This window comes from Phenylobacterium sp., assembly GCF_031984885.1.
Taxonomy (GTDB): Bacteria; Pseudomonadota; Alphaproteobacteria; order Caulobacterales; family Caulobacteraceae; genus Phenylobacterium.
In genome coordinates, this window is the sequence record NZ_DAMABV010000004.1 from 165768 (window position 1) to 192474 (window position 26707).

A 26707-nucleotide genomic window follows, 5' to 3' on the forward strand; every position below is an offset into this window, starting at 1 on the left:
GCGCGATGCAATCCCGGCATGAACCTGGGGGGCGGTTCAGGGCGAGCGAGGTCCGAAGACGATCTCGGCGGCGCGCCCTTGCTCCTCGATGTCCTTGGCGGCCTTGGAGGCTGCGCTCCGCGCGGCGTCCTGCGAGAGATAGTCGCCGAAAAAGACGTCGTCGCAGGTGACGTGCCAGACGCCATGAGCGCGGGCGCTGCGGATCACGACGGGCGAGGGGACGTGCGTCGGCATGATGTGCTCGAACTCTCCGATGGGGGCCTCCACGAAAGCGGATCCTCCAGGCTGGGGCCCGGCCTCGACGGCCGCGCGACGGCGCGAAAGCCATGCCTCATATCTGGGGGTTTCGATGCGGGCCGCCACTCGAATAGAGAAAATACGCCGAGTTTTCCGATCACGATTATGAATGACTGCGTATTATTCCAGTGAACGTGATATGTTGTGGTGATCAAAAGCGCTGAATTGGCGCCTTCTCTCAGATAGATACGCGCGGCGTAGCTCTGGGGGAGATTGTGAAAGCTCACCCCATGAGCACTTTATCCAACCGAATTGATATAGCGAATGCTCCCGGATACTGGGCGATCGAGATCCGTCTGGGCGAGGCCGGGCAGGGACGCCGCTATCTGTGCCACGCCGAAAACGACCGCGCCGCCGTCAACATGGCCGGCCGCCTGATGGGATCGGCGGTGGAGGCGCGCGGCTTCGACAGCCTGTGGATCCAGGAAGCGCTGCTGGAGCGGGAGCGCGCGTCGCTGCCGGGCATGGGCGCCCACCAGGTCGTGTCGAGCTCTGCGGAGTGGGACGGGCTGGTCGCGGCTCACAACGCCTCCGAAGCCGCAGACCCGCTGCGGTCCTAGGGCGCTCGCCGATGACCCAGCACCTGAAGCTCTATCCCGGCGCGACGGCGAACGACTCGTCGCGCAACCGGCGTTGGATCTCGCAAGAGAACGTAGTCCGCCAGCCCGGCCACGGCCGGGCGGCGGCCGAGCCGGCTGGGCCGGTCGCGGTCAACCCTGTCGCGGTGTGGGAGGATGACGGCGGCAATGCTTCGTTCCCGACCGGAAGCGACAGGACCGCGCGCCGCCCCCGCTAGGGCCGACGCGCAATCCATGGGCTGTTGAGCGTCAGAACCCGAGTTGGCGTCCGGCCAGGTCGCGCAGGATCTCTTCCGAGCCGCCGCCGATGACGAAGATGCGGGCCTCGCGGTAGATGCGCTCGACGCGGTTGTCGCCGGTATAGGCGCGGCCGCCCAGAACCTGCAGGCTCTCGCGGGCGACGAACTCCAGGGTCGTGGTCGCCTGCACCTTCATCATCGCCAACTCGGCGACCGGGGTCTGCCCCTGCTGGAAGCGCCAGACCAGGATGTCGAGGAAGGCGTAGCAGGCGTTCACCCGCTGGATCATCTCGACGATCTTGTGGCGGATGGCCTGGTGGTCGATCAGCCGCTGGCCGAAGGTGTGGCGCTGGCGGGCCCAGTCGATGGCCTCGGCGATGGCCGTGCGCGCCATGGCCAGGGTGGCGGCGATGCCGCTGAAGCGCTCGATGTTGAACTGGTTGGCCAGGCCCGCGAAGCCGCGGTTCTCCACCCCGATGAGGTTGGCGGCCGGGACCTCGACATTGTCGAAGGTCAAGGACCCATTGTTGCCGTTGTACCAGCCAAGGCCCTTGACCGGGGCGCTGGAGACGCCGGGACGGTCGGCCTCGATCATCAGCAGCGACAGGCCGCCGACGCCGGGGCCGCCGGTGCGCACCGCGGTCAGCAGGTAGTCGGCGCGGGTGGCGCCCGAGATCAGCGTCTTGCCGCCGTTGACGATGTAGCTGTCGCCGCGCTTCTCGGCGGTGGTCTGGAAGGCGCCGACGTCGGAGCCGCCCGACGGCTCGGTCACGGCGAAGGCGATCTTCTTCTCGCCGCGCAGGATCGGCTTGGCGACCCGCTCGCGCATCTCCTGCGGCCCGAAGGCGATGATCGGGGGCAGGGCGATCCAGTGGGTGGCGAGGTCGGCGAACACCACCCCCGAGCCCATGCGGAAGAACTCCTCGGCGAAGATGATGCGGTGGTAGAGGTCGATGTCCTCGCCCGTGCCGCCCAGGTCCTCGGAAAAGCCCATGCCCAGGACCCCGGCCTTGGCGGCCTTCACATAGAGCTCGTCGGGGAAGGTGGCGGCCGCATCCCAGGCGTCGAGGTGCGGATTGATCTCGGCGTCGATGAAGGTGCGAAGCTGCCGGCGCCAGGCGTCGTGCTTCTCGGTCAGGAAAGGGCTCGGCGGGCGCAGCCCGTCGAAATCAAGGCGAGGTTTCTCCGCCGCGGCCATCCGTTCGTCCTCCCGGCTTGTTACTTGCGAAATGATACTAATGAGGCGGGGCGGGGCGGGCAATGGCTGGTTTGCGGGGCCGTGCGATTTCTGCGGCGGAGAGAATGAGATGCTCCCCCTCTGGGGGAGCTGTCAGCCGAATGGCTGACTGAGGGGGACTTTGACTCTGCAGACTTGAGAGCAATCCCCCTCCGTCTCCATGCTGCGCATCGATCCACCTCCCCCAGGAGGGGAGGAGCTAGGCCAGCGTCGCGCGCAGTTCGCGCTTCAGCACCTTGCCGACCGGGTTGCGGGGCAGGGCGGGCAGGATCTCCAGACGCTCGATCTGCTTGAAGACCGCCACCTTGCGCTCGCCGGTCAGGAAGGCGTTGATCGCCTCGCGGTCGAGCGTCTTGCCCGGCCGCGGCACCACGAAGGCGCAGACCCGCTCGCCCAGCCGCGCGTCGGGCGAGCCGACCACGGCGGCGTCGGCCACCTCCGGGTGGGCCATCAGGTGGTTCTCCAGTTCCTCGGACGAGATGTTCACCCCGCCGCGGATGATGATGTCCTTCAGCCGCCCGACGAAGTGATAGTACTGGCCCCTGTCGCCGGCGATTTCGAACAGGTCGCCGGTGCGGAACCAGCCATCGGCGTCGAAGGCCCGCGCCGTCAGTTCCGGCGCCCGCCAATAGCCGGCGAAGACGGTCGGTCCCTTGATGCGCATCTCGCCATGGCGGCCGGGCTCGGTGATCTCCTCCTCGGTGTCGGGATCGACGATGCGGCTGAAGAAGCGGTCGTTGAGCGGATAGGCCCAGTCGAAGCCGGGCGCGCCGACCCGCGGGAAATAGGTGGCGCGATCGCCGGGCGCGGGGATGTCGGCGGCGGTCCCGCACAGGGACATGCCCTCGTTGGAGCCGAAATAGTTGACGATCTCGACCCCGTAGCGGTCGAAGAAGGCGCGGATCATGGTCTCCGACAGCGGCGCCGAACCCGAGCCGATGGCCCGCAGGCGGCCGAAGTCGACGCCTTCCAGCAGCTTGGGATCCTGGGCCAGCAGGTTCAGCACCGCCGGCGGGGCGATGGTGTAGTCGATGGCGTGGTCGCGCATCTGCTGCAGCATCACGGCCAGGTCGAAGGGGTGGTGCTGGATCAGCACGCCGCCGATCAGCAGCCAGCCGGCGACGGCGGTCGAAACGCCGCCCATATTGACCATCGGGAACGGGTTCAGCACCCGCGCGCCCATCGACAGGCCGCCGGCGGCGACCACGCCCTGGGCCATGATCAGCCATTCGTTGTGGCTGCGCGGCACGCCCTTGGGCTCGGCCTCGGTGCCGGAGGTCCAGCAGATGGTCGCCACGTCGTCGGCGGTGATGGCGGCGGCGTCGGCCGCGGCCTGCGCGGCGGCGAGCTGGCCGGGCGTCATGGCGGCCATGGCGGCGCCCAGCTCCTGCGCGCCCTCAGCTTCCCCGACGCTGAAGACGTGCGCCAGCGGCAGGCCGCGCAGTTGGGTCACGTGGTCGTGCCCGCCGATCGTCGCGCCGGTGATCGCCGCCTTGGCGTTGGTGCGGCGCACGATGCTGGAGAGCTCGTTCTCGCGGTACTGCACCGGGGCGGGGGTGACGATGATCCCCAGCCTGAAGGCGGCGAGATAGGCGAGGCTCAGCTCCACGACATTGGGCAACTGCACCAGCAGCACGTCGTCCTTGGCCAGGCCCGCGGCGTGCAGCACCGCGGCCAGGCGCTCGACCTCGGCGCCCAACTGGCTCCAGGTCAGGCGGCGCGGGGGCCGGCCGATGATCGCTTGCGTGTTCGGCGGGTCGATCAGGGCGTCGTCGCCGGGCCGCTCGGCCACGTGGCGGTCCAGCAGGTCGATCATGGTGGTGTCGCCCCACCAGCCCTTGGCGCGGTATTCGGCGATGCGGTCGGCGGGAACGAGGATCATCGTCGGCTCCGATCAGGCCAGGCGCTCGACCACCATGGCCGCCCCGACCCCGGCCGCGCCGGTGGCGACGACCAGGCCCAGCCGGCCGTCGGCGTCATCCAGGGCGTCCAGCAGCGAGGAGAGCAGGATCGCCCCGGTGGCGCCCATCGGATGGCCCTTGGCCAGGTGGCCGCCGCCGACATTGACCTTGGCCGGGTCGGCCGGCCGGTCGCGCAGGAACTTGGCGATGGTGACGGCGAAAGCCTCCATGAACTCGATCCGGTCCATGTCGGCGAGCGTCAGGCGGGCGCGGGCCAGCGCCTTGTCCATGGCCGAAAACCCGGCCAGCAGCGAGGCCTGCGGATCGCCGCCGGATTCTGCGTAGGCGAGGATGCGGGCGCGGGCCTTGCGCTCGCCCGTCGGCGCGCCGCCGACGAGCGCCAGGCCGGCGCCGTCGCAGACCGGCGGCGCGTGAGCGATGGTGTGACGGTGGTCGATCGGGCCTTCCAGCGCCTCGGCATAGTCGGCCGCCAGCGGGGCGAAGGCGGGGGGCATGGCGGCCAGGGATTGGGCGGTGGTCTGCGGCCGGGCGCACTCCTCGCTCGCCGCCGCGCCGACCGCGATGCGCGAGGCGACCAGGGCGCGGTTCGCCTCGGCCAGGCCGGTGCGGACCTGGGAGACGAGGGCGACCGCGTCCAACTCCTCACGGCTGACGCCCTCGGCCTGCGCCAGCCGGTCGGCGGCGACGACGACGGGGATATAGCGCGAGCGCTTCGGGAAACTGGCGTCGGTATAGTAGCCGGCGTTGTCGCCCATGAACGGCACCCGCGACATCATCTCGACGCCGCCGGCCAGGGCGCGGTCGATCGCGCCCCCGGCCGCCATGGTCGCCGCATGGCCGATCGCGGTCAGGCCAGAGACGCAATAGTTGTTGAGCGTGAAGGCGTAGGCGTCCTCGGCTACGCCGGAATGCAGCTTCGACACCAGGGCGATGTTGGCCCCCTGGTCGCCGATCTGGCCGACGCAGCCCAGCACCATCGCCTGGCTGGCGCGCGGGTCGCAGCCGCGGGCCTCCAACGCGTCGACCAGCGCGCCGACCAGTTCCTGCGGCTTGTTGGCGGCCAGCGCGCCGTCGGGGCGGGCCTTGCCGCGCGGGGTCCTGACGGCGTCGTAGATCCAGGCGTCCACGTGCGTGTCTCCTCCCGGCCGCGCCCTTGATCGGGCGTCTGGCCAGGCTCCGGCTTGCCACGATAAGTTCAGGAATGCAAGCTAACGAAAAGTGGGTTGGGAGCGGTCATGGCGCGCAGGCTGCGGGTCGTCCAATGGGCGAGCGGATCGATGGGAAAGACCTGCCTGCGGGCGGTGCTGGATGCGCCGGACCTGGAGCTGGTCGGGCTCTACGTCTACTCGCCGGCCAAGGCGGGCGTGGACGCCGGCGAGATCGCACGGCGGCCCACCAGCGGCGTCCTGGCCACCCGTTCGATCGACGCCATCCTGGCCCTGGACGCCGACGTGGTGCTGCACTGCCCGATGCTGGCCAGCCCCTATGACGGCCACGACGCCGAGGTGAAGCGGCTGCTGGAGAGCGGCAAGAACGTCATCTCGATCAACAACTACTTCCACCCCTGGGCGCTGGGCGCGGCCTACGCGCAGGATCTGGAGGCCAGCGCGCGCAAGGGCGGGGCGACCCTGGCCGGCGTCGGGGTCAATCCCGGCTGGGTCGCCGAGAAGGTGGCCGCGGCGGTGGCAGGCATATCGCTCCGCCTGGACCATATCGCCACCCGCGAAGTCATCGACTGTTCGGGCGTCCCCAACGCCGCCTATGTGTTCGGCGCGCTGGGCATGGGCGCCGATCCCGCCGGCCTGGACCTCAAGGATGGCCCGCTCGCCCGCACCTTCACCGCCATGTACGCCCAGCCGGTCGCGGCCCTGGCCCGGAAGCTGGGGATCGAGCTGGACGCGCTCGAGGTCGACCACGCCGTCATGTTGGCCGACCACGACCTCGACGTCCGCGCCGGGGTGGTGCGGGCCGGAACGGTCGCGGCGACCACTTGGCGCGTGCATGGCCTCAGCGACGGCGTCCGCCGCATCACCCACGCGGTCAACTGGGTGATGGACATGAGCCTGCCCGCCTTCGCCGGCAAGCCGCACTGGGAGATCGAGGTGACCGGCCTGCCGGGCGTGCGCCTCTCGATGGACCTGACCGAAGCCGCCGAACCGGGCGTGCGCACCAGGCCCGAGCAGTACGCGCTCGCCGGCATGGTCCTGGCCGCGATCCCGCAGGTGGTCGCCGCGCCGCCGGGCCTTTGGCGAGGCTAGAGCCCTCCAATTGCTCCCCGCTGGGGGAGGCCGATCGCATGTGCCCCGTTTTCCTCCCCTGCGCAGCGGGGGAGGGGGGAGGAAAAATGCGGCGACCTCCATAGCGATACCCCCCGCTGGGGGAGCTGTCAGCCGCATGGGCGCATATGGCGCTGTCGTCTCGCCCCCACGGCCCGGCCATGACGAAAGATGGAGGAAAGGGGGTTTGAGCGCCTACGCCGCCCGGCCGATCACGAAGCTGACCACGGTCCCCAGCGAGCCGCCGATGTTCAGGGTCTGGTAGGTGCGCGCGCCTTCGACCTGGTAGTCGCCGGCCGTGCCGGTGACCTGGCGGCCGGCGTCCAGCAGCATCCGCGCGCCGGTGGCGCCGACCGGGTGGCCGACGCCGATCAGGCCGCCCGAGGCGTTGACCGGGCACTTGCCGCCGAAGTCGATCAGCCCGTCCTCCACCGCCTGCCAGGACTGGCCCGGCGCGGTCAGGCCCAGATGGTCGATGGCCATGTACTCGGTCGCGGTGAAGCAGTCGTGGGTCTCGACGCCGCTGAGGTCCTGCGGCCCGGCGAGGCCGGCCCGGCCCCAGGCGTCGGTGATCGCCTTGCGCACATGCGGGAAGACGTAGTCCTCGCCCTTCGAGCGCTCCAGCTTGTCGAGGAAGCGGATGCCGGCGTTGGTGTGGCCCCAGCCGAGGATCTGCGGGAAGTCGCTCGCCTTCACCCCGCGCCGGGCGGCGTAGCGCTCCATGAAGCGCTCCGAGCACAGCACGATGGCGCAGGTCCCGTCGGTGATCTGGCCGCAATCCATGCGCCGGGTGCCCGGCTCGATGATCGGGTTGGCGGTGTCGTCGTCGGTGAAGTTCTCGGGCGTGAACGCCCACTTGCGGGTCTGCGACAGCGGGTTGCGCTTGGCGTTGGTGAGGTTGATCTCGGCGATGCGGTTGAGGTGCCTGCGGTCCAGGCCGTAGCGCTCGCCGTACTCCTGGGAGAGGCGGCCGAACACGGCCGGCCACATGAAGCGGCAGTCGATGCCCTCGCGGCCCTGCCAGGAGGCGGCGTTCTGGACCTTCGACGCCTCGTCGCCGGGCAGGTTCTTCTCTTCCTCGACACCGGCGATCAGCACGCAGTCGTAGCGTCCGGCCTCGATCTCGGCGGTGGCGGCCAGCACGGCGATGGAGGAGGAGGCGCAGGCCGCCTCGTGGCGCATGGCCGGCACGCCATGCAGTTCGGGGACCACCTGGGCGACCATGGCCGCCAGGTGCCCCTGGCCGCGATAGAGTTCGCCGAAGGCGTTGCCGACATGGACCGCGTCGATGTCCGACGGATCGAGCTGGCAGGCGTTCAGCGCCCCCAGGACGCCGTCGCGCATCATGTCGGAGAGGTCGAGCCCTTCGCGGGACCAGGCGCGGGCGAAGTCGCTCTGATGACCGCCCAAGAGATAGATCGCCATGGCTTCCTCCAAGCTCGTCTTTCGTGATCTTGCCGGCGAGCCTAAGGTGTAAGTTCGTAAATGCAAGTGATAAGGCGCCGGGCGTCATCGCTGGCCCAGCCGGGCGTGCCCGAGACCCTGGCCAGGGCCACGTCTCTGGGCCGCGCCGGCCGCCCGGAAGAGGTGGCGGAGGCCGCCGCCTCCCTGTGCAGCCCGGCGTCCGCCTACGTCGCCGGGACCAGCCTGCTGGTCGACGCCTCTCGTGTCATCCCGGAAAGCCCGGAGGGCTTGTCCGGGACCCATTCGCGCCGTGTCTGACGAACGAGGCGCCGCCCCGCCGCATCCCCTTCCATCCGGTGTTCATGGGTCCCGGTCTTGCTTCGCAAACCGGGATGACACCTGCTTTTCCTCCGGTGGCGTTTGGCGCAAGCTGCTCGGCGGATTTTGAAACACCAAGACCACGAAGGACACGAAGAGCACGAAGGCGCCGTGCGGGTGGAGGGCGTGGTGCGAGGGGTGGAGTGCGCCTTTGGCGCAGTTGTCGCCTTCGTCGCGGGCGTGCTCCCCGTGTCATCCCGGAAAGCCCGCAGGGCTTGTCCGGGACCCATTCGCGCAGCGCAGGCAGGACGAGGCGCGGCCCCGCCACTTCTGGCGCCACTAGGCGTGGCTCGGGCAGATCGCGCTCCGACGGCCCTTGCACCGCAGCAAGGTTCGTGTAGCTTTCATATAAAGACTAAAAGACGGCGCGGGGAGGAAACGCGCGCTCATGCAGCTTGAGGGGCCTTCATGCAGGTCAAGGATTCCGTCGCCCTGGTCACCGGGGCCAACCGCGGCATCGGCGAGGCGTTCGTGCGCGAACTGGTCGCCGCCGGCGCCGCCCACGTCTATGCCGCCGCGCGCGACCTGGCCTCCGCGGCGCATCTTGAGGCCGAGTTTCCCGGCAAGGTCACGGCCATCCAACTCGACGTCGGCAAGCCTGACCAGATCGCCGCCGTCGCCGCGGCGCGTCCGGACGTCTCGCTGCTGGTCAACAACGCCGGGGCCTTCACCCACGGCCTGCTGATCGGCTCGGCCAGCCTCGACGGCGCCCGCGAGGAGATGGAGGTCAACTATTTCGGCCCCGTCGGCCTCTGCCGCGCCTTCGCGCCCGCCCTGGCCAGGAACGGCGGCGGCGGGATCATCAACGTGCTGTCGGTCGGCGGCATCCTCGCGGCCCCGAACATGGGCGGCTACAGCCCCTCGAAGTTCGCCATGCGCGCGGCGACCCAGTGCATCCGCGCCGAACTGGCCGACCAGGGCACGAGCGTCTGCGCCCTCATCGTCGGCTCGGTCGACACCCGCATGGCCGAGCACGTGAAGGGCGCCAAGGAGCCGCCCTCGGTGATCGCCAAGGCCGGCGTCAGGGCGATCGAGCGCGGCCAGGACGAAGTCGACACCGACCGCATGGCCATCGAGACCCGCGCCGCCCAGGCCCGCGATCCGAAGGGCCTGGAACGCCAGATGGCCAGGATGCTCAAGGCCACAGAAATCTCGACCGGCCGCTAGGGGGAACGACCATGCCTGAACTGTCCCAGATCGCGACCTTGCTCGCGGTCAATTTCGGCCTGCTGGTCGCCGCCTTCCTGATCCTCTGGATGATCGGGGTGGCGATCAGGGACGTCACCTTCGTCGACGCCTGCTGGGGGCTGGGCCTGGCCGGCATGGCGGCGGCGAGCTTCTTCCAGACGCCGGACGGCGCGCAATCCCGCCGCTACCTGCTGACCGGCCTGGCGCTGGCCTGGGGCCTGCGGCTGGGCCTGCACATCCTCGGCCGCTGGCGCCACGAGGGGCCGGATCGCCGCTACGTCAAGATGATGGACCGCGCCAAGTCGGACAAAGGCTGGAGCTACGCCCACGCCTCGCTGCGCATGGTCTTCGCCTTCCAGGCGCCGCTGCTCTGGGTGGTCAGCCTGCCGGTGCAGCTCGGCCAGATGTCGTCCCAGCCGGCGGCCATCGGCGTCCTGGGTTGGATCGGCGCGGCCCTGTCGGTGTTCGGCGTCGCCTTCGAGACCACCGCCGATTCCCAGCTCAAGCGCTTCAAGGCCGACCCCGCCAACAGGGGCCAGGTGCTGTCGAGCGGCCTGTGGCGCTACACCCGCCATCCCAACTACTTCGGCGACATCTGCGTCTGGACCGGCTTCTACCTGATCGCCGCCGAGACCCAGCTCGGCCTCTGGGCGCTGCCCGGCCCGCTGCTGCTGATCTTCCTGCTGACCCGCTGGAGCGGCGGGCCGTCCTACGAGCGCCGCCTGACCCACCAGCGGCCCGGCTATGACGACTACATCCGCCGCACCAGCTCGCTGATCCCCTGGCCGCCCAAGCCCGCCGAAAGGAGCGCTCCGTGAGGACCCTGCTGTCGCCGACCATCGCCGCGCCGGCCCCGCGGCCGATCGGGACCTTGCCCGGCCTGCACGCGGCCCGCGACCCGCATGCCCCGGCCATCACCTGCGAGGGCCAGACCCTGACCCGGGCGCAGTTCGCCGCCCGCGTGAACCGCCGCGCCCGGGGCCTGGCCGCCCATGGCGTGCGGGAAGGGGACTTCGTCGCCATCGCCCTGCCCAACGGCCCGGCCTTCCTGGAGCTGGCCTTCGCGGCCTGGACGCTGGGCGCCACGCCGGCCCCGGTCTCCTACCGCCTGCCGGCGCCGGAACTGAAGGCGATCATCGAGCTGATGCAGCCGCGCGTCGTCATCGGCGGCGAGGCGACCCGCGCCGCCGGCGTCGACTTCCTGGACGAGGCGGCGACCCACGACGAGGCGACCTCCGCCGATCCGCTGCCCGAACTGATCGCCAGGCACGTCAAGGCGATCGCCAGCGGCGGCAGCACCGGACGCCCCAAGGTCATCGTCGACCACGCCACCTCGGTCTGCGACCCCGACGCGCCGTCGCTGGGCATGCAGCCGGGCGACACGGTGATCATCCCGGGCCCGCTCTATCACGCCGCCCCCTTCGGCCTGGCCTACATGGCGCTCTGCTGGGGCTGCCATCTGGTGGTCACCAAGCGCTTCGATCCGTCCGAAACCCTGCGCCTGATCGGCGAGCACAAGGTCCAGTGGGCCTATCTGGTCCCGACCATGATGCACCGCATCTGGCGGCTGCCGGAGGAGGGGCGGGCGGCCGCCGACGTCTCCAGCCTGGAGATGATCGTCCACATCGCCTCGGCCTGCCCGGTCTGGCTGAAGGAGAAATGGATCGAGTGGCTGGGCCCCGACGCCGTCTGGGAGGTCTATTCCGGCACCGAGGCCATGGGCGGCACCTCGATCGGCGGCCGCGAATGGCTGACCCACAAGGGCTCGGTCGGCCGCCTCATGCCCGGCAGCCAGATCCGCATCCTGCGCGAGGACGGGAGCGAGGCCGCGCCGGGCGAGGTGGGCGAGGTGTTCTTCCTGCCGGCCGGCGGCCGCGGCGCCACCTATCACTACATCGGCGCCGAACCGCGGGCGAAGGGCGAGTGGGAGACCTTCGGCGACCTCGGCCATATCGACGGGGAGGGCTACCTCTATCTCGCCGACCGCCGCACCGACCTGATCATCTCCGGCGGGGCCAACATCTATCCGGCCGAGGTCGAGGCTGCGGTCGACGCCTATCCGGGCGTGCTTTCCAGCGTCGTCGTCGGCCTGCCGCACGAGGACCTCGGCCAGAGCGTCCACGCCATCCTGGAGATGGCGCCCGGCGGCCCGCCGCTGGACGAGGCGGCGGTCAAGGCGTTCCTGGCCGAGCGCATCGCCCCCTACAAGATCCCCCGCAGCCTGGAGGTCACCCACGAGCGCCTGCGCGACGACGCCGGCAAGGTCCGCCGCAGCGCCCTGCGCGACCAGCGGACGAAGGTCGAGGCTTGAGCATGACCTGAGAGGTAATCGCCCCCGCCGCCCCTGCCGCCTAGCCTGGCGTCGTGCAGATGGAGGTGCGGTCGATGTCGGGTTTCTGGCGGACGTGGATGGCGGGCTGGTGCTGGGCGGTCGCCGCCTTCGGCGCGCTGCTGGCCGGCGGAGCGGTGGAGGCGACCAGCGGGCCGGTGCGGCTGTTGCTCGAGGTCCTGAACGGGCCGGCCGTGGTGACGTTGGACGACACCGCCCGCTTCAGCCTCGCCGTCCTGGGCGCGGTCACCATCGGCTGGAGCCTGACCCTGCTGGCGGCGATCGATGCGGCCTGCCGGCTCGGCGCGCAGGGACGCCCCATCTGGCGGCTGATCGCGATCAGCCTCGCGGTCTGGTACGTGATCGACTGCGTCCTCTCGGTCGTCACCGGCTTTGGGCTGAACGTGATCCCCAACACGGTGCTGACCGCCGCCTTCCTGCCGCCGATCGTCGGCCTGCTCCGGCGGCCCTCAGCCGCATTCCATTCGCCATAGGAGAACCCCGGCTGGACCGCCCCCCATCGGCTCATCCCGGCGAAGGCCGGGCCCCAGGCGGCGCTTGCGCCAGGGCGGGAACGCTGCTGGCTTGTTTGCGATTCAGCTTGGGTCCCGGCCTTCGCCGGGATGAGCGGTATTGAGTGCGGCCATGCGCCTCTTCCACTTCAGCGAGGATCCGGGGATCACCCGGTTCGAGCCGCGTCCGGTCCGGGTTCCGTCGGCCCGCGCGCCGGGCCGCGAGTGGCTGAACGGGCCGCTGGTCTGGGCGATCGATGAGCCGCACCAGGGCATGTACCTCTTCCCCCGCGACTGCCCGCGCATCCTGATCTGGCCGGTGGCGGCGACGACCGCCGCCGACCTAGCGCAATGGTGGGGCGAGCGATCCTGCGCGATGCTGGCCCATGTCGAGCGCGGTTGGGCCCAGGCCCTGCACGCGGCGCGGCTCTATCGCTACGAGCTGCCGCCAGAGGCTTTCGAGAGCCTGGACGACGCCGGCATGTGGGTGTCGCGCCAGGCCGTCACGCCGTCCGCGGTGGACGAGATCGCCGACCTGCCGGCCGCGCTGGCGGCCTGCGGCGTCGAACTGCGGGTGGTCGGCAGCCTCACGCCCCTGCGCGGGGTCTGGGAGAGCAGCCTGCACGCCAGCGGCGTCAGGCTGCGCAACGCCGTCGGCTGGTAGGCCCTCCCTCCGCCGCGCGGCGGCAGGGCAGGCGCGCCGGTCAGTGCGTGGCGTTGGGATCGGCCATCTGGAAGTAGTCGCGCCAGCCGACGATCTTGCCGTCCGGCTTGAACTCGATGACGCCCATATAGGGATGGGTCACCGTCTGGCCGCTGGCGTTGACGTATTCCTCCCGGCCCTCGGTGAAGAGGTGGGTGTCGGTCTCGGCGTGGCGCTCGATCACCCAGGTCGAGCCTGAGTTGTCGGCCCAGTACTTGGTGATGAACTTCTCGACCCAGTCGCGGCCCATCAGCGGGCGGGTGCCGACGTGATAGTGGTACTCCACCTCCGGCGCGAAGAAGTCGAGGAAGCCGGCCTTGTCCTTGGCGGCGATCGCCTGCTGCAGGCGGCGGATGACGTCGATCTTGGCCTCGCTCACGCGGCGGTCTCCTTGCGGGGCGGCGCCTGGATGCGCGCCGAGTCGTAGTAGTCGCGCAGCTTGCAGATCTTGCCGTCGCGGAATTCGATCGCCTGCATGAACGGGTTGTCGATCAGCACGTCCTTGGCGCGGTCGTAGAGCTTCTCCATACCCTCGACCAGAATCTTGTCGTCCTTCTCGGCCCAGTTCAGGACCGTCCACTCCTGCTGATCGAAGCCCTGCTCATAGTTCCGCAGGAACTTGCGCATGGTGGCTTTGTCGCGGATGGGCTTGGTTCCCATGTGCCAGTGATACTCGATATCGTCGGTCAGGGTGTCGAGGAAGGCGTCGTGGTCCTTCCGTTTCGAGGCCGCCATCATGGCCTCAAGGGTCTTCATGTTTTCGCTCATGGCGCGTTTCCTGCGTTTCCCTGCACGCAGGCTATTTGCGTTAGTTCGAATTTGCAAGTAACAACGCCGGGGCGGTTGACGCTGCTTCGTGCGGCAAATAAGTTGCGATTTGCAAGTTAATGGGCGCGGGGGCTCGCGCCTGGGGATATAAGGATACCCGATGCAGGATTTGGTTTCGCTCAAGGGGCGGCTGCGGCTGCCGGCCATCGCTGCGCCGATGTTCCTGGTCTCCGGACCGGAACTGGTGCTGGCGGCGTGCAAGGCGGGGATCGTCGGCTCGTTCCCGGCCAACAACGCGCGCACCATCGAGGTGCTGGACCAGTGGCTGGGCGAGATCAAGGCGGCGGTGGGCGACGCGCCCTGGGCCATCAACATCATGGTCCACCGGACCTATGAGCGCATGGCCGAAGAACTCGCACTGATGATGAAGCACAAGCCGCCCATCGTCATCACCGCCCTGGGCAGCCCAAGGGAGCTGGTCGCCGAGGTCCAGGCCTATGGCGGCAAGGTCCTCGCCGACGTGAACAGCATCGGCTACGCCCGCAAGGCGGCCCAGGCCGGCGTCGACGGCCTGGTGCTGATCTCGGCCGGCGCCGGCGGCCACACCGGCCAGCTCTCGGCCTTCGCCTTCGTGCCGGCGGTGCGCGAGTTCTTCGACGGGGTGATCGTGCTGGGCGGGGCCATCGGCTCGGGCCAGGCGGTGCGCGCGGCCGAGATTCTCGGCGCCGACTACGCCTATCTCGGCACCCGGCTGATCGCCTCGGAAGAGAGCATGGCCCACCCGGACTACAAGACCATGCTGGTCGAGGCGAGCGCCGACGAGATCATCCTCTCGGCCTCGCTGACCGGGGTGCCGGCCAACTGGCTGAAGGGCAGCCTGGTCGCGGCCGGCTTCGACCCGGCCCAGATGGGCGCCAAGGCCGAGATCGACCTGGGCCGCCCCGAGAACAACGACGCCAAGCGCTGGAAGGACGTCTGGTCGGCCGGGCAGGGGGTCGGCGCGGTGCGCGCCATCGAGCAGGTCGGCGCCATCGTCGACCAACTGGTGGACGAATACCAGGCCGCCAAGGCCCTCTAGGCGGGCTCGGGGGCGTCCTGCCGCAGCGGCGAGGCGCCCATCAGCGAGCCGATCACCCGCCGTTGCTCCATCGGCACGGGCCTGGTCCCGAACACGTCGGACAGCCACAGGCCGTCGGCCACCAGCCGCTGGAGCAGGGCGTCGTCCGCCCCGACCACGTCGTTCGGCTCGTCGCGGGTGATCCTGTCGGTCCACCAGCGCCAGCGATCGGCCAGCGCCGGCTCCAGCAGGCAGGCGATCAGCACCACCTTGCTGGTGCGGACGTCCTCTTCGCTCATCGTCAGCTCGACGGTGGCCGCCAGATAGGCGCGCGCATAGCGCCCGACCCGATGCGGGTCCCTGGCCGCCTGGGCCTCGACGGCGTTGGCGAACTTCTCGCCGGCCTCGTCGACCAGCGCCTTCAGCAGTTCGGCCTTGCTGGGAAAGTGGTGCAGCAGCGCGCCCTTGCTGACCGGCAGCCGCGCGACCACGGCGTCGAGCGTGAAGCCCGCCGCCCCGCTCTCCTGCAGGGTCCGCATCGCCGCCCCGATGATCTGGGCGCGGGTGGCTTCGGGCTGGCGTCGGCGGGGCTGCTTCATTGCGCCTACATACCAATCGGACGGTAATTATCAACGGCCCTTGCCGTTGCGTCAGGTGGTGGTCGCCAGCCACCGGCGCAGGACCGCGCTTGTCTCTTCCGGCTGCTCGATCGCCGGCAGGTGGCCGCAGCGGTGGAACAGGTGGAACGCCGGGCGGGGCAGGGCGCGGAACATCCCCACCGACTCGGCCGGCGGGGTCAGCACGTCGCCGTCGCCGACCGCGACCAGCACCGGGATGTCGATCGAGGCGAGCAGCGGGCGGCTGTCGGGCCGGTGCATGATGGCGGTCTGCTGGCGCACGAACGCCTCGCCGCCCACCCGCAGGGCCATGGCCTTCAGGTCCTCGCCGACCGGCCCGCCCAGGTGCTGCTCATCGACCAGCCGCGGCAGCAGCCGGTCGGTGACCCCCGCGAACCGCCCCGAGCCGAGCGAGGCCAGCGCCGCCTCGCGTTCGGCCGAGCGCCCCGGCGCGTCGGGCGCGGCGCTGGTGTCGAGCAACGCCGCCGCGCCCACCCGCTCGCGCGCCTGGCGCAGGACCTCGAACGCCACATAGCCGCCCATCGACAGGGCGATCAGCGTGAATCGCGGCGGGGCGGCGGCCAGTAGCCGCGCGGCCATGGCTTCGACGCTGTCGTCCAGCGTCACGTCGGCGATGCTTGCGGGGGCGAGGGCGGCCAGCGACTCGCGCTGGTCGCGCCACAGCCGCTCGTCGCAGAGCAGGCCGGGGATGAAAACGATGGGAAGCATGCCGCGGTTTTAGCGCGGGCCGGCCTCAGCTGTCGCCCTCGACCAGGACCAGCTTGCTGAGCGTGGTGCGTTTGCGCAGCGCGAACAGATCCTGCGCGTCGGGATCGTTCAGGAACGCGCGGGCATGATCGCTCGTGGGGAATTCCAGCACGACCATCCGCTCCGGCGCCCAGTCGCCCTCCATCACCTCCGCCTCGACGCCGCGGACGATGTAGCGCCCGCCGTGCTTGGCGATGAAGGCGGGGATGGCCTCCACGTACGGCATGAAGCCGCGGAGGTTCTTGATCGAGAAGTCGAGCACCAGATAGGCGGTCATCGTCGCTCCCCATGTTGGGCGCCGGAGCCTAGCATCACCAGCGCGCCGAGCCAGCCGCTCGACGGCGCCGGCGCGGCGCGGCTAGGTTCACCCCGACCGGCGGCGGCGTGCGCTGGCGGCGAAGGGGCGAGCGATGGCGCGACAGGCGGAACGACGGGCGGCGACCAGCGCGGCGATGCTGGCGGCGGCGCGCGACCTCTTCTGCGCCGAAGGCTACGAGGCGGTCAGTATCGACGACATCGCCACGGCGGCGGGCGCCACCAAGGGCGCCTTCTACCACCACTTCGCCACCAAGCAGGCGATCTTCGACCATCTCGTCGACCAGTTGCAGGGCGAGATCGCCAGCCGGCTGGCCGCCCGCAAGCCCGCGCCTGGGGGACCCGAAGAGGCCATGGCCGCCAGCATCGGCGCCTATCTCGAGGCGGCCAACCAGCCGCATGTACAGCGGATTTTGCTGATCGATGGCCCGGTGGTTCTGGGCTGGCGGCGCTGGCGTGAGATCGACGACGCCCACTTCGCCGGCATGGTGCGCGCCGGCGCGGCGCGACTGATGGGACCGCAGGCGCGCCCAGCCGAGGTGGACGCCGCCGCGCGCCTCGTTCTCGGCGCGGTCATGGAGGCGGCGCTGGCGCTCGGCGATGCCGACGACAAGGGCGCTTCGGCGTCCGACTACGGCGCGTCGCTGACCCGCCTGTTGCGCGGCCTTCGACCGGGGTGACAGGTCCGTGGTTGACTTGCATACCGCGGGTCTGCAAAAACAGACTCAAAGTATGTAAATCAACGGAGGAGACGTCATGGCTATCGACACCGCGGCCCTGTTCGCCCGCTATCACGCAGCCTGGGAAGCCAAGGATCCGGCCCGCATCGCGGCGCTGCATTCGGAGGACTCCAGCTTCATCCTGCACGACGGCTCGGCCCGCGTGCATGGCCGCGCGGCGCTGGAGGCCGACTTCGCGGAATTGTTCCGCAAGCTCCCGGGGTTCGGCTTCAAGATGCGCCGCACGATCTTCGGCGAGCGCCACTGGGTATTCGAGTGGGCGATGACAATGCCGCTGCCGGGCGGCGGAACCGCCAGTGTCGACCTGCTGGATGTGGTCGACCTCAACGAGGCGGGCGAGGTCGTCCGCAAGGACGTCTACATCAACGGCGCCCAGCAGGCGGCCTTGTATGCGCGGCTGGAGGCGGCCTAGCCTTCGCGGAGCGGCGCCTGCCCAAGGGGCGCAGGGCAGGCCGCCCGCCTGACTAATGCGTCGACAGCTTCTCGCGCTTCACTCGGATCCCCGCGGCCTCGCGGTCCCAGGTCTGCGCGGTGACGCCTTCCTTGCGCAGCTCGACCTTCTGGATCTTGTTGGTCGGGGTCTTGGGCAGCTCGGCTTCCACCCGCACGTAGCGCGGCACCATGAAATGGGCCATGCGCGGGATCAGGAACTCGATCAGCGCCTTGGGATCGACGCTTGAGCCCTCGCGCGGGGCGACGCAGACCATCACCTCCTGCTCGCCGCCGGGCAGGTCGACGCCATAGGCCGCCACCTCGCGCACGTGCTCATAGGCGCTGACCTCGATCTCGATCTCCAGCGAGGACATGTTCTCGCCCCGCCGGCGGATCGCGTCCTTCTTGCGGTCGACGAAGTAGAAGCGGCCCTCGGCGTCGCGCCACAACAGGTCGCCGGTGTGGAACCAGCCGTTGCGCCAGGCCTGGGCGGTGGCGGCCGGGTCGCCCAGATATTCCTTGAACAGCTCCCAGGGGCGGTCGGTGCGGAGGGTCAGCTCGCCGACCTCGCCGACCGGAACCTCCTGGTCGAAGGCGTCGACGAGGCGGCACTGCACCCCGGCGCGCGGCCGTCCGCAACTGCGCATGGTCTGCTCGTTGACCTCGCTGATCAGCGGCGAGGAGACTTCGGTCATGTTGAAGCCGGAGACGTAGTCGAAGCCGAACCGCTCGGCCAGGGCCACGGTCTCCTCCGACACCGGCGACAGCGTGCAGATCCGCAAGGGATTGTCCCGGTCGTCGGGGCGCGGCGGCTCCTTGTGCAGGAAGCTGGTCAGGGCGCCGATGAAGCCGCTGCAGGTGGTCGAGCCGGTCTCGCGCACCAGGTCCCAGAACCGGCGGGTGTCGAAGGCCTCGAACAGGGCGATGGAGCCGCCGCTGGCCAGCGCCGCCATGATCCCGCTGATCCCGCCGACGTGGAACATCGGCAGGTTGACCAGCATCCGGTCGTCGGCCCGCATGTAGCCATAGGTGACGCGGGCGGTGGTCCACTCCTGGACGTATGAGGTCACCACCGCCTTCGATGGCCCCGTGGTGCCGGAGGTGAAGATGATCACCGGCGTGTCCCAGGGCTGCGGATCGGCCAGGACCGCCTGCGCGGCGTCGCCGTCCAGCGCCGAGGGCGGCTCGATCGCCTGGGTCAGGTCCAGGGCGTTGGGGCCGGGCGCGGTCAGGATCACCCGCTCCAGCGCGGGCAGGGAGAGGCCGGCCAGGCGCGGGGCCAGGTCCGGATGGACGATCGCGACCTTGGCCCCGGTCTTGTTGACCGCGTGCTCCAGCAGCCGGCCGCGGAAGCTGGTGTTGATCGGGGCCAGGGCCGCGCCGGCGTAGTTGGCGCCGAACCAGGCCCGGCAGAGGGCGGCTGAGTTGGGCGCCCAGGCCGCCACGATGTCGCCGGCCTCCACCCCGCGCGCCCGCAGGGCGGCGGCCGTGCGCAGGGCGATGTCGCGGGTCTGGGCCCAGGTCCATTCCTCGCCGGTCTCGAACCGCAGGAACACCTTGTCGGGCGTCGCCGCCGCATGCCGGTCGATCAGCCGCGGAACCACGCAGTCCGCCGCGCTCGGCGCAGCCTTGGGGTCGAACCAGACGGGGTGGGACATGCGTTTCCTCCAACAGACGCGTGACGCCCGGGCGGCCGCTTCGGTCGGCGGCGCTGCCCTGCGCACGGATTGAGATACATCAAATCAGTCTCGAAATGAAAGTGATATTCGGCGCCGGGCCGGATCGGATCGCGGACTGGCGAATTCTAACTGGCAAATTGGAACTAACTGCGCCTATCATGCGCCAACGACGGACGGCCGTGAGCCGTCCAGCCAAGGGAGAACGACATGCCCGTCGAACTGGTGAACCGGGTCCAGACCACCATCGCGCCGAACGACCATCCGTACATGAACGGCGCCTGGGCGCCCCAGCACGAGGAGTTCAACGGCACGGAGCTCGAGGTGATCGGCCAGGTTCCGGCCGACATCGACGGCGTCTATGTGCGCAACACGGAAAACCCGGTGCACGAGCCGATCGGCCGCTATCACCCCTTCGACGGCGACGGCATGCTGCACGTCATGAGCTTCAAGGACGGCAAGGCAGCCTATCGCAACCGCTTCGTCCGCACCAAGGGCTTCCAGGCCGAGGAGGAGGCGGGCCGCGCCCTGTGGGCTGGCCTGGCCGAGAACCCCGCCAAGTCGACCCGTCCCGGCTGGGGCGCGCACGAGCGGCTGAAGGATTCGTCCTCGACCGACGTGGTCGTGCACGCCGGCAAGATCCTCTCGACCTTCTACCAGTGCGGCGAGGGCTATCGCCTCGACCCCTACACGCTGGAGCAGGAGGGCATTGAGAGCTGGACGCCGATCGACGGCATCTCGGCCCACCCGAAGGTCGACGAGCACACCGGCGAGCTCCTGTTCTTCAACTACTCCAAGCACGCGCCCTACATGCACTACGGGGTCGTCGGGCCGGACAACAGGCTCAAGCACTACGTCCCCGTGCCGCTGCCGGGTCCGCGCCTGCCGCACGACATGGCCTTCACCACCAACTATTCGATCCTCAACGACCTGCCGGTGTTCTGGGAGCCGGAGCTGCTGGAGAAGAACCTGCACGTGGTCCGGTTCCACCGCGAGATGCGCTCGCGCTTCGGCATCCTGCCGCGCTACGGCCAGCCGCAGGACATCAAGTGGTTCGACGCCGACCCGACCTACGTGCTGCACTTCCTCAACGCCTATGAGGACGGCGACGAGGTCGTGCTCGACGGCTATTTCGAGGAGAACCCGGAGCCGAAGTCGTCCAACAGCGCCCCGGCCGGCTATGAGCGGATCATGGCCTACCTCGACCAGAACGAGCTGCGGCCGAAGCTGCACCGCTGGCGCTTCGACATGAAGACCGGCGAGACCCGCGAGCAGCGTCTGGACGACCGCATCCTGGAGTTCGGGGTGATCAACAACCAGTACGCGGGCCGCAAGTACCGCTACGGCTACAGCGCGGTCTCCAAGCCGGGCTGGTTCCTGTTCACCGGCCTGGTCAAGCACGACCTGGACACCAGCGAGAGCTGGGCGATCGACTTCGGCGAGGAGCGCTACGGCAGCGAGCCGGGCTTCGCCCCCCGCGTCGGCGGCGTGGACGAGGACGACGGCTACCTGGTGACCTTCGTCACCGACATGATCGCCGATCGCTCGGAATGCGTGGTCTATGACGCCAGGAAGCTGGCCGACGGCCCGGTGTGCCGGATCGTGCTGCCGGGCCGCATCTCCAGCGGCACCCACGCGACCTGGGGCCAGGGCGAAGCGATCCGCGCCGCGCAGGACCGCTAAACCCCCGCCTCGAGCGCCATCCCGGAATGCGCCACGCGCATGTCCGGGATCCGTTCGCGGCATCTGTCACGAACCACAACCATTGGCCTCGTCAGTCGCCGTCGCCGAAACGGCCGAACCGCTGTCCGCGCGACCGGGAATGTCTGCGAGGGGGGGTTAGGAGGCATTGGATTGCCTCCCTTGGCGAGAGGACGCCCGCCGGCCCAGTGAGCTATGATTGCATATTACGCAGGCATATCCCCTCTGGCAGGCTTAAGCTGGAACTCAGGTGTCAGCGACATCAACACGATTGCGATCAACGATAAGCCTGCCGTGGCGATCAGCGGAGCGCCCAGCGACGCCCCGCCACTCTGGTGAGACACCGTAGTGAAAAACCCAAACATGAGCGGCGGTCCCATCATCGCGGCGAGAGCTGCAATGGCGCTCCTCACCCCCGTAAACCGGCCTTGTTCTTCGGACGTCACCTGCCCGCTGAGGGTGGCGATCAAAGCGGGCCCGCCCACGGCGCCCAGAAGGTTCAAGGGGACGCCGCACCACAGAATGGTCGCGTTGTCGGCGAAGGCGAAGATGAGCAAGGCGGCCGCCCTGAGGCCGACGCCGATAATCGCAGTAAACTTCAATCCCAACCACTGGGCGGCCAGTTGAGTCCCTCGAATCTGTGCGATCGCATCGCCAAAGCCGAGGACGGCGAACAGGAGTCCATTTTGCGCGGCCGAGAAGCCATATCTGTTTGAAGTATACAGGACCAAATACACCGTGACCCCAGCAAGGCATAGCTCCAGCAGAAAACCTGCAACCATTAATCCACGTAGTTCTTTGTAGTCTTTCATGAAGGACCAAATCGCCGCGAGGGGGTTCATATGCTTCCAACTCAGTGTGAGCTTGGCCGATTTCGCCGGCAGGGACTCGCGAAGAAGGACGATTGCCGAAGCCCAATTGATAAAGCTCAGCATCGCCGCCGCCGCAAAGGGCAGGCGTTCGTGGACTTCGCCGAGCGCGCCGCCAAGCAGCGGGCCGACCACGGCCCCAACACTTGCCGCTGCGCCAATCCAGCCAAAGCCCTGGATGCGCTTATCCGCAGGGAGGCAGTCGGCGATATAGGCATAGGCTAGAAACGACGCCCGCCCCACCACCCCGGAGATGGCGCGCCCGACGATCAACCACACCATGGTTGGTGCTAGAGTCATCAATAGATAGTCGAGCGCCAAGCCGAGGTTAGACAGCAGCAGCACTGGGCGCCGGCCAAATCTGTCGGACAATGATCCGAGAAGCGGCCCAACGGCGAACTGACCCATTGCGTAAATCACTGCGAAGACAGTGAGTGACCGAGCTGCGCGCGCTGTGTCGCCGCCCTCCAGTGTCAGGGCTAGCTTCGGGAGCACCGGATAGACGATACCCATCGAGAGGCAGGCGAGAAATACCGTAGCTAGGACAATGCTGATGGATCGGGTCAGCAGCGGAGGCTGCGAACCTCTTGGAGGCGCGCCGCCGCGGGTCATAGGTGCAGGTTGGCTCATGGCTCGAATGACGCCACCCTAGGCTGTGGAATGCAAGGAGCTTTGCCTTGGGCTCAAACCGCCCGCCATGTAGGCGGGCTACAGTTCTGAAAATCGGTCGCTCGTTTGCGATGGAACTGGCCGGCCGCCGAAACTTCAGCGGGCAATGCGGACATTGACGCGTTCGCCGAAGACCGGCGATCCTGCAGCGTGAGGCAGGGGATGACATGAGCAAACCCGTTATTTCGGCACTTCTGTTCGATGCCGACGGAGTTATTCAGCGCGCGCCCCATTTCGCTCAAAGACTCGAAAAGGCCTTCGGAGCCGCCCCGACGGATTTGGCCGGCTGCGTCGCGGAGATATTCGCGGCCGAGACGCCATGCCTCTCCGGGAAAGGTGAGTATACGGAGGCCTTGAAACCGGTTCTCCAGCGGTGGGGCGCAGGGTGCGATCCGCTAGAGTTTCTCGAGGCTTGGCACCTCATCGACGCTGACGCCGGTGTCCTATGCTTGATCGAGACGCTACGTGCGACCGGCGTCTACTGCGCCCTTGCGTCCAACCAGGAAGCTCATCGCGCGCGTCGGATGTCTGATGCTCTCGGTTACAGGACCATGTTCGACGCGGAATTTTACTCCTGCGATATCGGGCACGCAAAGCCTGATCCTCGTTACTTCGAGCACATCCTGAGCAGCGCCAGCCTCGATGCTCGAAGGACGCTCTTCATTGATGATCGTCCTGACAACGTGGATGCTGCGCGGGCTGTCGGCTTGAACGCGATGCTCTTTGAGTTGGAGGGACGGCCGGAATGCGCAGATCGCTTGGCTATATGCTTGAGCGCCTACGATTTGCGCCCGATATGATTGGCGTCCGATAGCGGACCTTCCGAAGGACGGGTGGGAAAGCGGAACCGACTGCGCGCATCGTGCCACCATGCAGGGCAAGGCATATGGACCCGAAGATATTACTCGGCTGCTCAAGGAGCGTGGGCGGCTCGTGGAATTTGTTCAGACGATTGAGTCACGAGACCGTAGTCGGGTCGCAAAGCTGCTTGAGGAGGTGCTGCGTCACGATGATGGGACGCTGACCGCACTCTACTTGAGCGAGCCGGAGCTGCTTGCCGATCTCCGCATGCACCTTTGAAGCCGCGAGGTCCACGACGCCCGCCACGGGTCGATTTCGGTCCTGCGCCTTGTGGCGGAAAGCGGACATCGGTCGAGTGGTCGAGGACCGGACGCCAGAATTGTCAGCAACGCGTGCGACGGACCTAACCTCGGAGCGGGCTTCGTTGACGCCACAGGCGCTCTCCGCAGGCTCCAACTCGGAAAACCAACCGCCCCGACCACAGTGGCGAGCGCCAAGCTGGCAATCCAGCTAGGCCAACAGGTCAGCGCCCCCATGATGCAAGGGCGGAAGGTTCGACACCAAGACCACGAAGGACACAAAGGACACAAAGGGACTGGCGATCTGGCAGCCCCGAAAGATCCTGGGAGCGCGCCTCCGGCGCGGGCCTCTTGGTGGTCTTCGTGTCCTTCGTGGTCTTGGTGTTTCCCTTTTTGCAGCCCCCGCCCGAGGCAATCGAGCCGGCCGTCTACAACGGGTCGGGGCGATCCGCTTCTGGCCGGATAGCAGCGGTCGTTGCGGGCAGCCTTGCCTCAAGCTCCGGCGCTATGGCCCTATGGTCGGCCCGCGTCGCAAGTTGGAGTTCGCGTGCCTTCGCCTGACCTTCCGCTCCTCGCCTTTCCGCACGCCGAGGCGTTCGAGGCCTGGCTTGCAGATCAGCCGCAAGCGGCGGCGGGCGCCTGGATCAAGCTTGCCAAGCCCGGCGCGCCCGAGGCGACGCTGAGCAAGTCGGACGCGATCGACAGCGCGCTGGCCTACGGCTGGGTCGACGGGCAGCTCGGGCGCGTGGACGAGCACTACTACAAGGTCAGGTTCACGCCCCGTAAGGCCCGCAGCGCCTGGTCTCAGGTGAACCGGGAGCGCGTCGAGCGCCTGATCGCGGCTGACCGGATGAAGCCCGAAGGCCTGGCGCAGGTGATGCGCGCGAAGGCCGATGGCCGTTGGGACGCGGCGTATGCGCCGCAGGGCCGCGCAACGCCGGATCCGGACCTTTTGGCCGCCCTCGATGCGCAGCCTGATGCGCGCCGGTTCTTCGACAGTCTCGACGCCGCCAACCGCTATGCGGTGCTCTATCGCGTTCACCAGGCCAAGGGGCCGGAAAAGCGCGCCGCGAAGATCGCCGAGATGGTGGCGCGGCTGGCCTCGGGCGAGGCCTTCCATCCGATCCGAAAACGCCGCGCCTAGCCGGCGCGAGCGCGCATTCGGCCGTCCCGGAGGACGACGACTGCGCCTACCAGGTCTTCAGCGGCTTCACAGCCATCGGGGCCTTGTAGATATAGACGGGTTTGGCGGGGGTGCTGGACGCCGGCCTGGACGTGAACCTGACGGTGTTGTCGGTGGCCGCGCGGTTGGGCGTGATCTTGTAGGCGACGGCCGTCAGCAGGCCGACCGGCTTGGCGTCGTTGCGCACCTGTCCGCTGCTCTGCGCGGACGCCGTCCCCAAAGCCAGCAGGCTCAGGACGGCGGTCAAGGCGACGATCTTCACGCGCCTTCCTCCCATGTATTTGTCTAGTCACGGACCTTCTTGCGGGTCCGGTAAGCAGGCTGCACCGGTTTTGACGCCGGTGCAAACCCGCAGATCACAAACCTCAGTGATCGGACGTTTGCGCGATCTCTTCGTCGGCGGCGCGGACATAGGGCCTGATGGCCGCCAGCAGGGCCGCGACGCCCAGCGGCAGGACCACGGCGGTGACCACGGCCACGGCCACGCCGATCTTCCTGGGGTCCTTCAGCCAGTGGTCGCTGATCAGCGCCACGGCCGTCGGCCCGACCGTGAAGGCGACGATGTTGCCGATCAGCAGGTAGAGCGCGATCACCCGGGCGCGCACGCGGTTGGGCGTCACCGCCTGGAACGACACCGCCGGCAGGCCCTGGGTCAGGCCAAAGCCCAGGCACATCAGCGCCAGCATGACCGCGGCCATCTCGCCGGTCTTCATCAGCGGCGCGGCCAGGGCGAAGGGGAAGGCCGACACCGCGCCGATGATCGCCACCCGCAGCACCGCGTCCTTGCGGCCGGCGGCGGCGAAGCGGTCGGTCCACCAACCGCCGATCAGGACCCCGGCCGTGCTGCTGACCAGCAGGATGCTCCCGTAGACCGCGCCGACCTTGCCCACCGGCCAGCCGTGCGCGCGCATCAGGAAGGCCGGCGCCCAGGTCAGGTAGGCGGCGATCGCCACCCCGACCAGCGAGTAGCCGGCCGAGAGCAGGGCGAACACCACCCAGCGGCGGCGCAGATAAGGGGCGAGGGGAGCCGACGGCGCGGCGCCCGCGCCCTGGCGGGCCGGCTCGCGCAGGAACATCATCGCCAAGATCAGCACCGGGCCGGGCAGGCTGACGATGATGAAGGCCATCTGCCAGCTCTTCAGGGTTCCGATCACCGGCAGGGTCACGGGCGGGGCCGTGCTGGCCCATTCGATCACCGCGCCGCCGATGATCAGCGCCATGCCGACCCCGGTGATGGCCCCGATCGCATAGACCCCCATCGCCCGCGCGCGCTTGGCCGGCGGGAAGGAGTCGGCGATCAGCGAATAGGCGGCGGGCGAGAGGCCGGCCTCGCCGATCCCCACCCCCACGCGGGCGGCGAACAGCGAGATGAACGAGCTGGCCAGGCCGCAGGCCGCGGTCATCGCGCTCCACACCCCGATGCTGATCATGATCAGGTTGCGGCGCGACCCGCGGTCGGCCAGCCAGGCCAGCGGCACGCCCATCAGGGTATAGAACAGGGTGAAGGCCAGGCCGCTGAGCAGGCTGAACTGCGTGTCGCTGATTCCAAGGTCGCGGCGCAGGGGCTCGACCAGCAGGGTGAGGATCTGGCGGTCGACGAAACCGACCGCATAGGCCGCCATCAGCACCAGCACCGTGGCCCAGGCACGGGCCGGCGCCGGCCAGTCGGGGGCGCCGATGTCGGCTGGGGCGACGAAATCCGTTGTCTTTTGAAGCATTCCTGCGCCCCCGATGCGTGGCCGTCTGCGC

Annotated in this window: 29 protein-coding genes; 15 read left to right on the plus strand and 14 right to left on the minus strand. The window is 68.9% G+C overall.

What is annotated here, in order from left to right:
* Positions 1-36 precede the first annotated feature (36 nt).
* The gene (locus RTL41_RS08290) at positions 37-267 is read right to left on the minus strand and encodes a hypothetical protein (protein WP_312163201.1); all 231 of its coding nucleotides are present in this window, start codon (positions 265-267) and stop codon (positions 37-39) included.
* Positions 268-527: 260 nt separating this feature from the next.
* On the opposite strand from RTL41_RS08290, the gene RTL41_RS08295 reads away from it, so the two are divergent.
* Together RTL41_RS08295 and RTL41_RS08300 are read left to right on the plus strand one after the other, a co-directional pair.
* On the plus strand, positions 528-857 hold the full coding sequence (locus RTL41_RS08295) for a hypothetical protein (protein WP_312163202.1): 330 nt from the start codon (positions 528-530) through the stop codon (positions 855-857).
* Positions 858-868: 11 nt separating this feature from the next.
* Positions 869-1093 carry a hypothetical protein gene (locus RTL41_RS08300; protein ID WP_312163204.1) on the plus strand — a complete coding sequence of 75 codons (225 nt, stop codon included), beginning with the start codon at positions 869-871 and terminating at the stop codon, positions 1091-1093.
* A gap of 31 nt (positions 1094-1124) precedes the next feature.
* On the opposite strand, the gene RTL41_RS08305 is transcribed toward RTL41_RS08300, so the two are convergent.
* The 3 genes from RTL41_RS08305 to RTL41_RS08315 form a co-directional block, all read right to left on the minus strand.
* The gene (locus RTL41_RS08305; protein ID WP_312163206.1) at positions 1125-2312 is read right to left on the minus strand and encodes an acyl-CoA dehydrogenase family protein; all 1188 of its coding nucleotides are present in this window, start codon (positions 2310-2312) and stop codon (positions 1125-1127) included.
* A gap of 238 nt (positions 2313-2550) precedes the next feature.
* On the minus strand, positions 2551-4233 hold the full coding sequence (locus RTL41_RS08310) for a class I adenylate-forming enzyme family protein (RefSeq protein ID WP_312163208.1): 1683 nt from the start codon (positions 4231-4233) through the stop codon (positions 2551-2553).
* Between the two features lie 12 nt (positions 4234-4245).
* On the minus strand, positions 4246-5400 hold the full coding sequence (locus RTL41_RS08315) for an acyl-CoA thiolase (RefSeq protein WP_312163210.1): 1155 nt from the start codon (positions 5398-5400) through the stop codon (positions 4246-4248).
* Positions 5401-5550: 150 nt separating this feature from the next.
* Between RTL41_RS08315 and RTL41_RS08320 the strand changes: the two genes are divergently transcribed.
* On the plus strand, positions 5551-6531 hold the full coding sequence (locus tag RTL41_RS08320; protein WP_312163212.1) for a hypothetical protein: 981 nt from the start codon (positions 5551-5553) through the stop codon (positions 6529-6531).
* A 213-nt stretch (positions 6532-6744) separates the two neighbouring features.
* On the opposite strand, the gene RTL41_RS08325 is transcribed toward RTL41_RS08320, so the two are convergent.
* Positions 6745-7974, minus strand: coding sequence for an acetyl-CoA acetyltransferase (locus RTL41_RS08325; RefSeq protein ID WP_312163214.1), 1230 nt, complete (start codon positions 7972-7974; stop codon positions 6745-6747).
* A gap of 60 nt (positions 7975-8034) precedes the next feature.
* On the opposite strand from RTL41_RS08325, the gene RTL41_RS08330 reads away from it, so the two are divergent.
* The 6 genes from RTL41_RS08330 (at position 8035) to RTL41_RS08355 (ending at position 13024) form a co-directional block, all read left to right on the plus strand.
* The gene (locus tag RTL41_RS08330; RefSeq protein WP_312163216.1) at positions 8035-8271 is read left to right on the plus strand and encodes an SDR family oxidoreductase; all 237 of its coding nucleotides are present in this window, start codon (positions 8035-8037) and stop codon (positions 8269-8271) included.
* A gap of 468 nt (positions 8272-8739) precedes the next feature.
* Positions 8740-9498, plus strand: coding sequence for an SDR family oxidoreductase (locus tag RTL41_RS08335; RefSeq protein ID WP_312163217.1), 759 nt, complete (start codon positions 8740-8742; stop codon positions 9496-9498).
* An 11-nt stretch (positions 9499-9509) separates the two neighbouring features.
* A complete protein-coding gene (locus tag RTL41_RS08340; RefSeq protein ID WP_312163218.1) occupies positions 9510-10337 on the plus strand; it encodes a DUF1295 domain-containing protein in 828 nt (275 codons plus the stop codon).
* A complete protein-coding gene (locus tag RTL41_RS08345; RefSeq protein WP_312163220.1) occupies positions 10334-11830 on the plus strand; it encodes an AMP-binding protein in 1497 nt (498 codons plus the stop codon). Before RTL41_RS08340 ends, RTL41_RS08345 begins: the two co-directional genes overlap by 4 nt.
* A 74-nt stretch (positions 11831-11904) precedes the next feature.
* The gene (locus tag RTL41_RS08350; RefSeq protein ID WP_312163222.1) at positions 11905-12342 is read left to right on the plus strand and encodes a hypothetical protein; all 438 of its coding nucleotides are present in this window, start codon (positions 11905-11907) and stop codon (positions 12340-12342) included.
* Positions 12343-12493: 151 nt separating this feature from the next.
* On the plus strand, positions 12494-13024 hold the full coding sequence (locus RTL41_RS08355; RefSeq protein ID WP_312163224.1) for a DUF6886 family protein: 531 nt from the start codon (positions 12494-12496) through the stop codon (positions 13022-13024).
* Positions 13025-13064: 40 nt separating this feature from the next.
* Here the strand turns inward: RTL41_RS08355 and RTL41_RS08360 are convergent, their stop codons facing one another.
* Both RTL41_RS08360 and RTL41_RS08365 read right to left on the minus strand, forming a co-directional pair.
* A complete protein-coding gene (locus RTL41_RS08360; protein ID WP_312163226.1) occupies positions 13065-13442 on the minus strand; it encodes a nuclear transport factor 2 family protein in 378 nt (125 codons plus the stop codon).
* Positions 13439-13831, minus strand: a complete 393-nt coding sequence (locus RTL41_RS08365) for a nuclear transport factor 2 family protein (RefSeq protein WP_312163228.1) — start codon at positions 13829-13831, stop codon at positions 13439-13441. The genes RTL41_RS08360 and RTL41_RS08365 overlap by 4 nt, the downstream gene beginning before the upstream one ends.
* A gap of 160 nt (positions 13832-13991) precedes the next feature.
* On the opposite strand from RTL41_RS08365, the gene RTL41_RS08370 reads away from it, so the two are divergent.
* On the plus strand, positions 13992-14909 hold the full coding sequence (locus tag RTL41_RS08370; protein WP_312163229.1) for a nitronate monooxygenase: 918 nt from the start codon (positions 13992-13994) through the stop codon (positions 14907-14909).
* On the opposite strand, the gene RTL41_RS08375 is transcribed toward RTL41_RS08370, so the two are convergent.
* The 3 genes from RTL41_RS08375 to RTL41_RS08385 are packed head-to-tail and all read right to left on the minus strand — an operon-like array spanning position 14906 to position 16550.
* The gene (locus RTL41_RS08375) at positions 14906-15487 is read right to left on the minus strand and encodes a TetR/AcrR family transcriptional regulator (RefSeq protein WP_312163231.1); all 582 of its coding nucleotides are present in this window, start codon (positions 15485-15487) and stop codon (positions 14906-14908) included. The two genes, RTL41_RS08370 and RTL41_RS08375, sit on opposite strands and share 4 nt — an antisense overlap.
* A 51-nt stretch (positions 15488-15538) precedes the next feature.
* Positions 15539-16234, minus strand: coding sequence for an alpha/beta hydrolase (locus RTL41_RS08380; protein ID WP_312163233.1), 696 nt, complete (start codon positions 16232-16234; stop codon positions 15539-15541).
* Positions 16235-16259: 25 nt separating this feature from the next.
* The gene (locus RTL41_RS08385; RefSeq protein WP_312163234.1) at positions 16260-16550 is read right to left on the minus strand and encodes a DUF1330 domain-containing protein; all 291 of its coding nucleotides are present in this window, start codon (positions 16548-16550) and stop codon (positions 16260-16262) included.
* 133 nt (positions 16551-16683) lie between these two features.
* On the opposite strand from RTL41_RS08385, the gene RTL41_RS08390 reads away from it, so the two are divergent.
* Entirely contained in the window at positions 16684-17268 is a 585-nt protein-coding gene (locus RTL41_RS08390; RefSeq protein ID WP_312163236.1) for a TetR/AcrR family transcriptional regulator, read from the plus strand.
* Between the two features lie 76 nt (positions 17269-17344).
* Positions 17345-17740: a nuclear transport factor 2 family protein gene (locus RTL41_RS08395; RefSeq protein WP_312163239.1), complete on the plus strand. Its 396-nt coding sequence runs from the start codon at positions 17345-17347 to the stop codon at positions 17738-17740.
* 52 nt (positions 17741-17792) lie between these two features.
* Here the strand turns inward: RTL41_RS08395 and RTL41_RS08400 are convergent, their stop codons facing one another.
* Complete coding sequence (locus tag RTL41_RS08400) at positions 17793-19418, minus strand: AMP-binding protein (protein ID WP_312163241.1); 1626 nt, start codon at positions 19416-19418, stop codon at positions 17793-17795.
* Between the two features lie 228 nt (positions 19419-19646).
* Between RTL41_RS08400 and RTL41_RS08405 the strand changes: the two genes are divergently transcribed.
* Positions 19647-21119, plus strand: coding sequence for a carotenoid oxygenase family protein (locus RTL41_RS08405; protein WP_312163243.1), 1473 nt, complete (start codon positions 19647-19649; stop codon positions 21117-21119).
* A 224-nt stretch (positions 21120-21343) separates the two neighbouring features.
* Here the strand turns inward: RTL41_RS08405 and RTL41_RS08410 are convergent, their stop codons facing one another.
* Complete coding sequence (locus RTL41_RS08410; protein ID WP_312163245.1) at positions 21344-22636, minus strand: MFS transporter; 1293 nt, start codon at positions 22634-22636, stop codon at positions 21344-21346.
* A 206-nt stretch (positions 22637-22842) separates the two neighbouring features.
* On the opposite strand from RTL41_RS08410, the gene RTL41_RS08415 reads away from it, so the two are divergent.
* Positions 22843-23475, plus strand: a complete 633-nt coding sequence (locus RTL41_RS08415; protein WP_312163247.1) for an HAD-IA family hydrolase — start codon at positions 22843-22845, stop codon at positions 23473-23475.
* Between the two features lie 847 nt (positions 23476-24322).
* Complete coding sequence (locus RTL41_RS08420; protein WP_312163249.1) at positions 24323-24919, plus strand: YdeI/OmpD-associated family protein; 597 nt, start codon at positions 24323-24325, stop codon at positions 24917-24919.
* Between the two features lie 46 nt (positions 24920-24965).
* On the opposite strand, the gene RTL41_RS08425 is transcribed toward RTL41_RS08420, so the two are convergent.
* Positions 24966-25220, minus strand: a complete 255-nt coding sequence (locus tag RTL41_RS08425) for a hypothetical protein (RefSeq protein WP_312163251.1) — start codon at positions 25218-25220, stop codon at positions 24966-24968.
* 103 nt (positions 25221-25323) lie between these two features.
* Positions 25324-26676 carry an MFS transporter gene (locus RTL41_RS08430; protein ID WP_312163253.1) on the minus strand — a complete coding sequence of 451 codons (1353 nt, stop codon included), beginning with the start codon at positions 26674-26676 and terminating at the stop codon, positions 25324-25326.
* Between the last annotated feature and the right edge of the window lie 31 nt (positions 26677-26707).

What these genes read in the sequence shown, in the direction of transcription:
- RTL41_RS08295 (WP_312163202.1), top strand. Translation starts at nt 528, where the DNA reads ATGAGCACTTTATCCAACCGAATTGATATAGCGAATGCTCCCGGATAC.
- RTL41_RS08300 (WP_312163204.1), top strand. Translation starts at nt 869, where the DNA reads ATGACCCAGCACCTGAAGCTCTATCCCGGCGCGACGGCGAACGACTCG.
- RTL41_RS08305 (WP_312163206.1), bottom strand. Translation starts at nt 2,312, where the DNA reads ATGGCCGCGGCGGAGAAACCTCGCCTTGATTTCGACGGGCTGCGCCCG.
- RTL41_RS08310 (WP_312163208.1), bottom strand. Translation starts at nt 4,233, where the DNA reads ATGATCCTCGTTCCCGCCGACCGCATCGCCGAATACCGCGCCAAGGGC.
- RTL41_RS08320 (WP_312163212.1), top strand. Translation starts at nt 5,551, where the DNA reads ATGGGAAAGACCTGCCTGCGGGCGGTGCTGGATGCGCCGGACCTGGAG.
- RTL41_RS08325 (WP_312163214.1), bottom strand. Translation starts at nt 7,974, where the DNA reads ATGGCGATCTATCTCTTGGGCGGTCATCAGAGCGACTTCGCCCGCGCC.
- RTL41_RS08330 (WP_312163216.1), top strand. Translation starts at nt 8,035, where the DNA reads ATGCAAGTGATAAGGCGCCGGGCGTCATCGCTGGCCCAGCCGGGCGTG.
- RTL41_RS08335 (WP_312163217.1), top strand. Translation starts at nt 8,740, where the DNA reads ATGCAGGTCAAGGATTCCGTCGCCCTGGTCACCGGGGCCAACCGCGGC.
- RTL41_RS08340 (WP_312163218.1), top strand. Translation starts at nt 9,510, where the DNA reads ATGCCTGAACTGTCCCAGATCGCGACCTTGCTCGCGGTCAATTTCGGC.
- RTL41_RS08350 (WP_312163222.1), top strand. Translation starts at nt 11,905, where the DNA reads ATGTCGGGTTTCTGGCGGACGTGGATGGCGGGCTGGTGCTGGGCGGTC.
- RTL41_RS08355 (WP_312163224.1), top strand. Translation starts at nt 12,494, where the DNA reads ATGCGCCTCTTCCACTTCAGCGAGGATCCGGGGATCACCCGGTTCGAG.
- RTL41_RS08365 (WP_312163228.1), bottom strand. Translation starts at nt 13,831, where the DNA reads ATGAGCGAAAACATGAAGACCCTTGAGGCCATGATGGCGGCCTCGAAA.
- RTL41_RS08370 (WP_312163229.1), top strand. Translation starts at nt 13,992, where the DNA reads ATGCAGGATTTGGTTTCGCTCAAGGGGCGGCTGCGGCTGCCGGCCATC.
- RTL41_RS08375 (WP_312163231.1), bottom strand. Translation starts at nt 15,487, where the DNA reads ATGAAGCAGCCCCGCCGACGCCAGCCCGAAGCCACCCGCGCCCAGATC.
- RTL41_RS08380 (WP_312163233.1), bottom strand. Translation starts at nt 16,234, where the DNA reads ATGCTTCCCATCGTTTTCATCCCCGGCCTGCTCTGCGACGAGCGGCTG.
- RTL41_RS08385 (WP_312163234.1), bottom strand. Translation starts at nt 16,550, where the DNA reads ATGACCGCCTATCTGGTGCTCGACTTCTCGATCAAGAACCTCCGCGGC.
- RTL41_RS08390 (WP_312163236.1), top strand. Translation starts at nt 16,684, where the DNA reads ATGGCGCGACAGGCGGAACGACGGGCGGCGACCAGCGCGGCGATGCTG.
- RTL41_RS08395 (WP_312163239.1), top strand. Translation starts at nt 17,345, where the DNA reads ATGGCTATCGACACCGCGGCCCTGTTCGCCCGCTATCACGCAGCCTGG.
- RTL41_RS08400 (WP_312163241.1), bottom strand. Translation starts at nt 19,418, where the DNA reads ATGTCCCACCCCGTCTGGTTCGACCCCAAGGCTGCGCCGAGCGCGGCG.
- RTL41_RS08405 (WP_312163243.1), top strand. Translation starts at nt 19,647, where the DNA reads ATGCCCGTCGAACTGGTGAACCGGGTCCAGACCACCATCGCGCCGAAC.
- RTL41_RS08410 (WP_312163245.1), bottom strand. Translation starts at nt 22,636, where the DNA reads ATGAGCCAACCTGCACCTATGACCCGCGGCGGCGCGCCTCCAAGAGGT.
- RTL41_RS08415 (WP_312163247.1), top strand. Translation starts at nt 22,843, where the DNA reads ATGAGCAAACCCGTTATTTCGGCACTTCTGTTCGATGCCGACGGAGTT.
- RTL41_RS08430 (WP_312163253.1), bottom strand. Translation starts at nt 26,676, where the DNA reads ATGCTTCAAAAGACAACGGATTTCGTCGCCCCAGCCGACATCGGCGCC.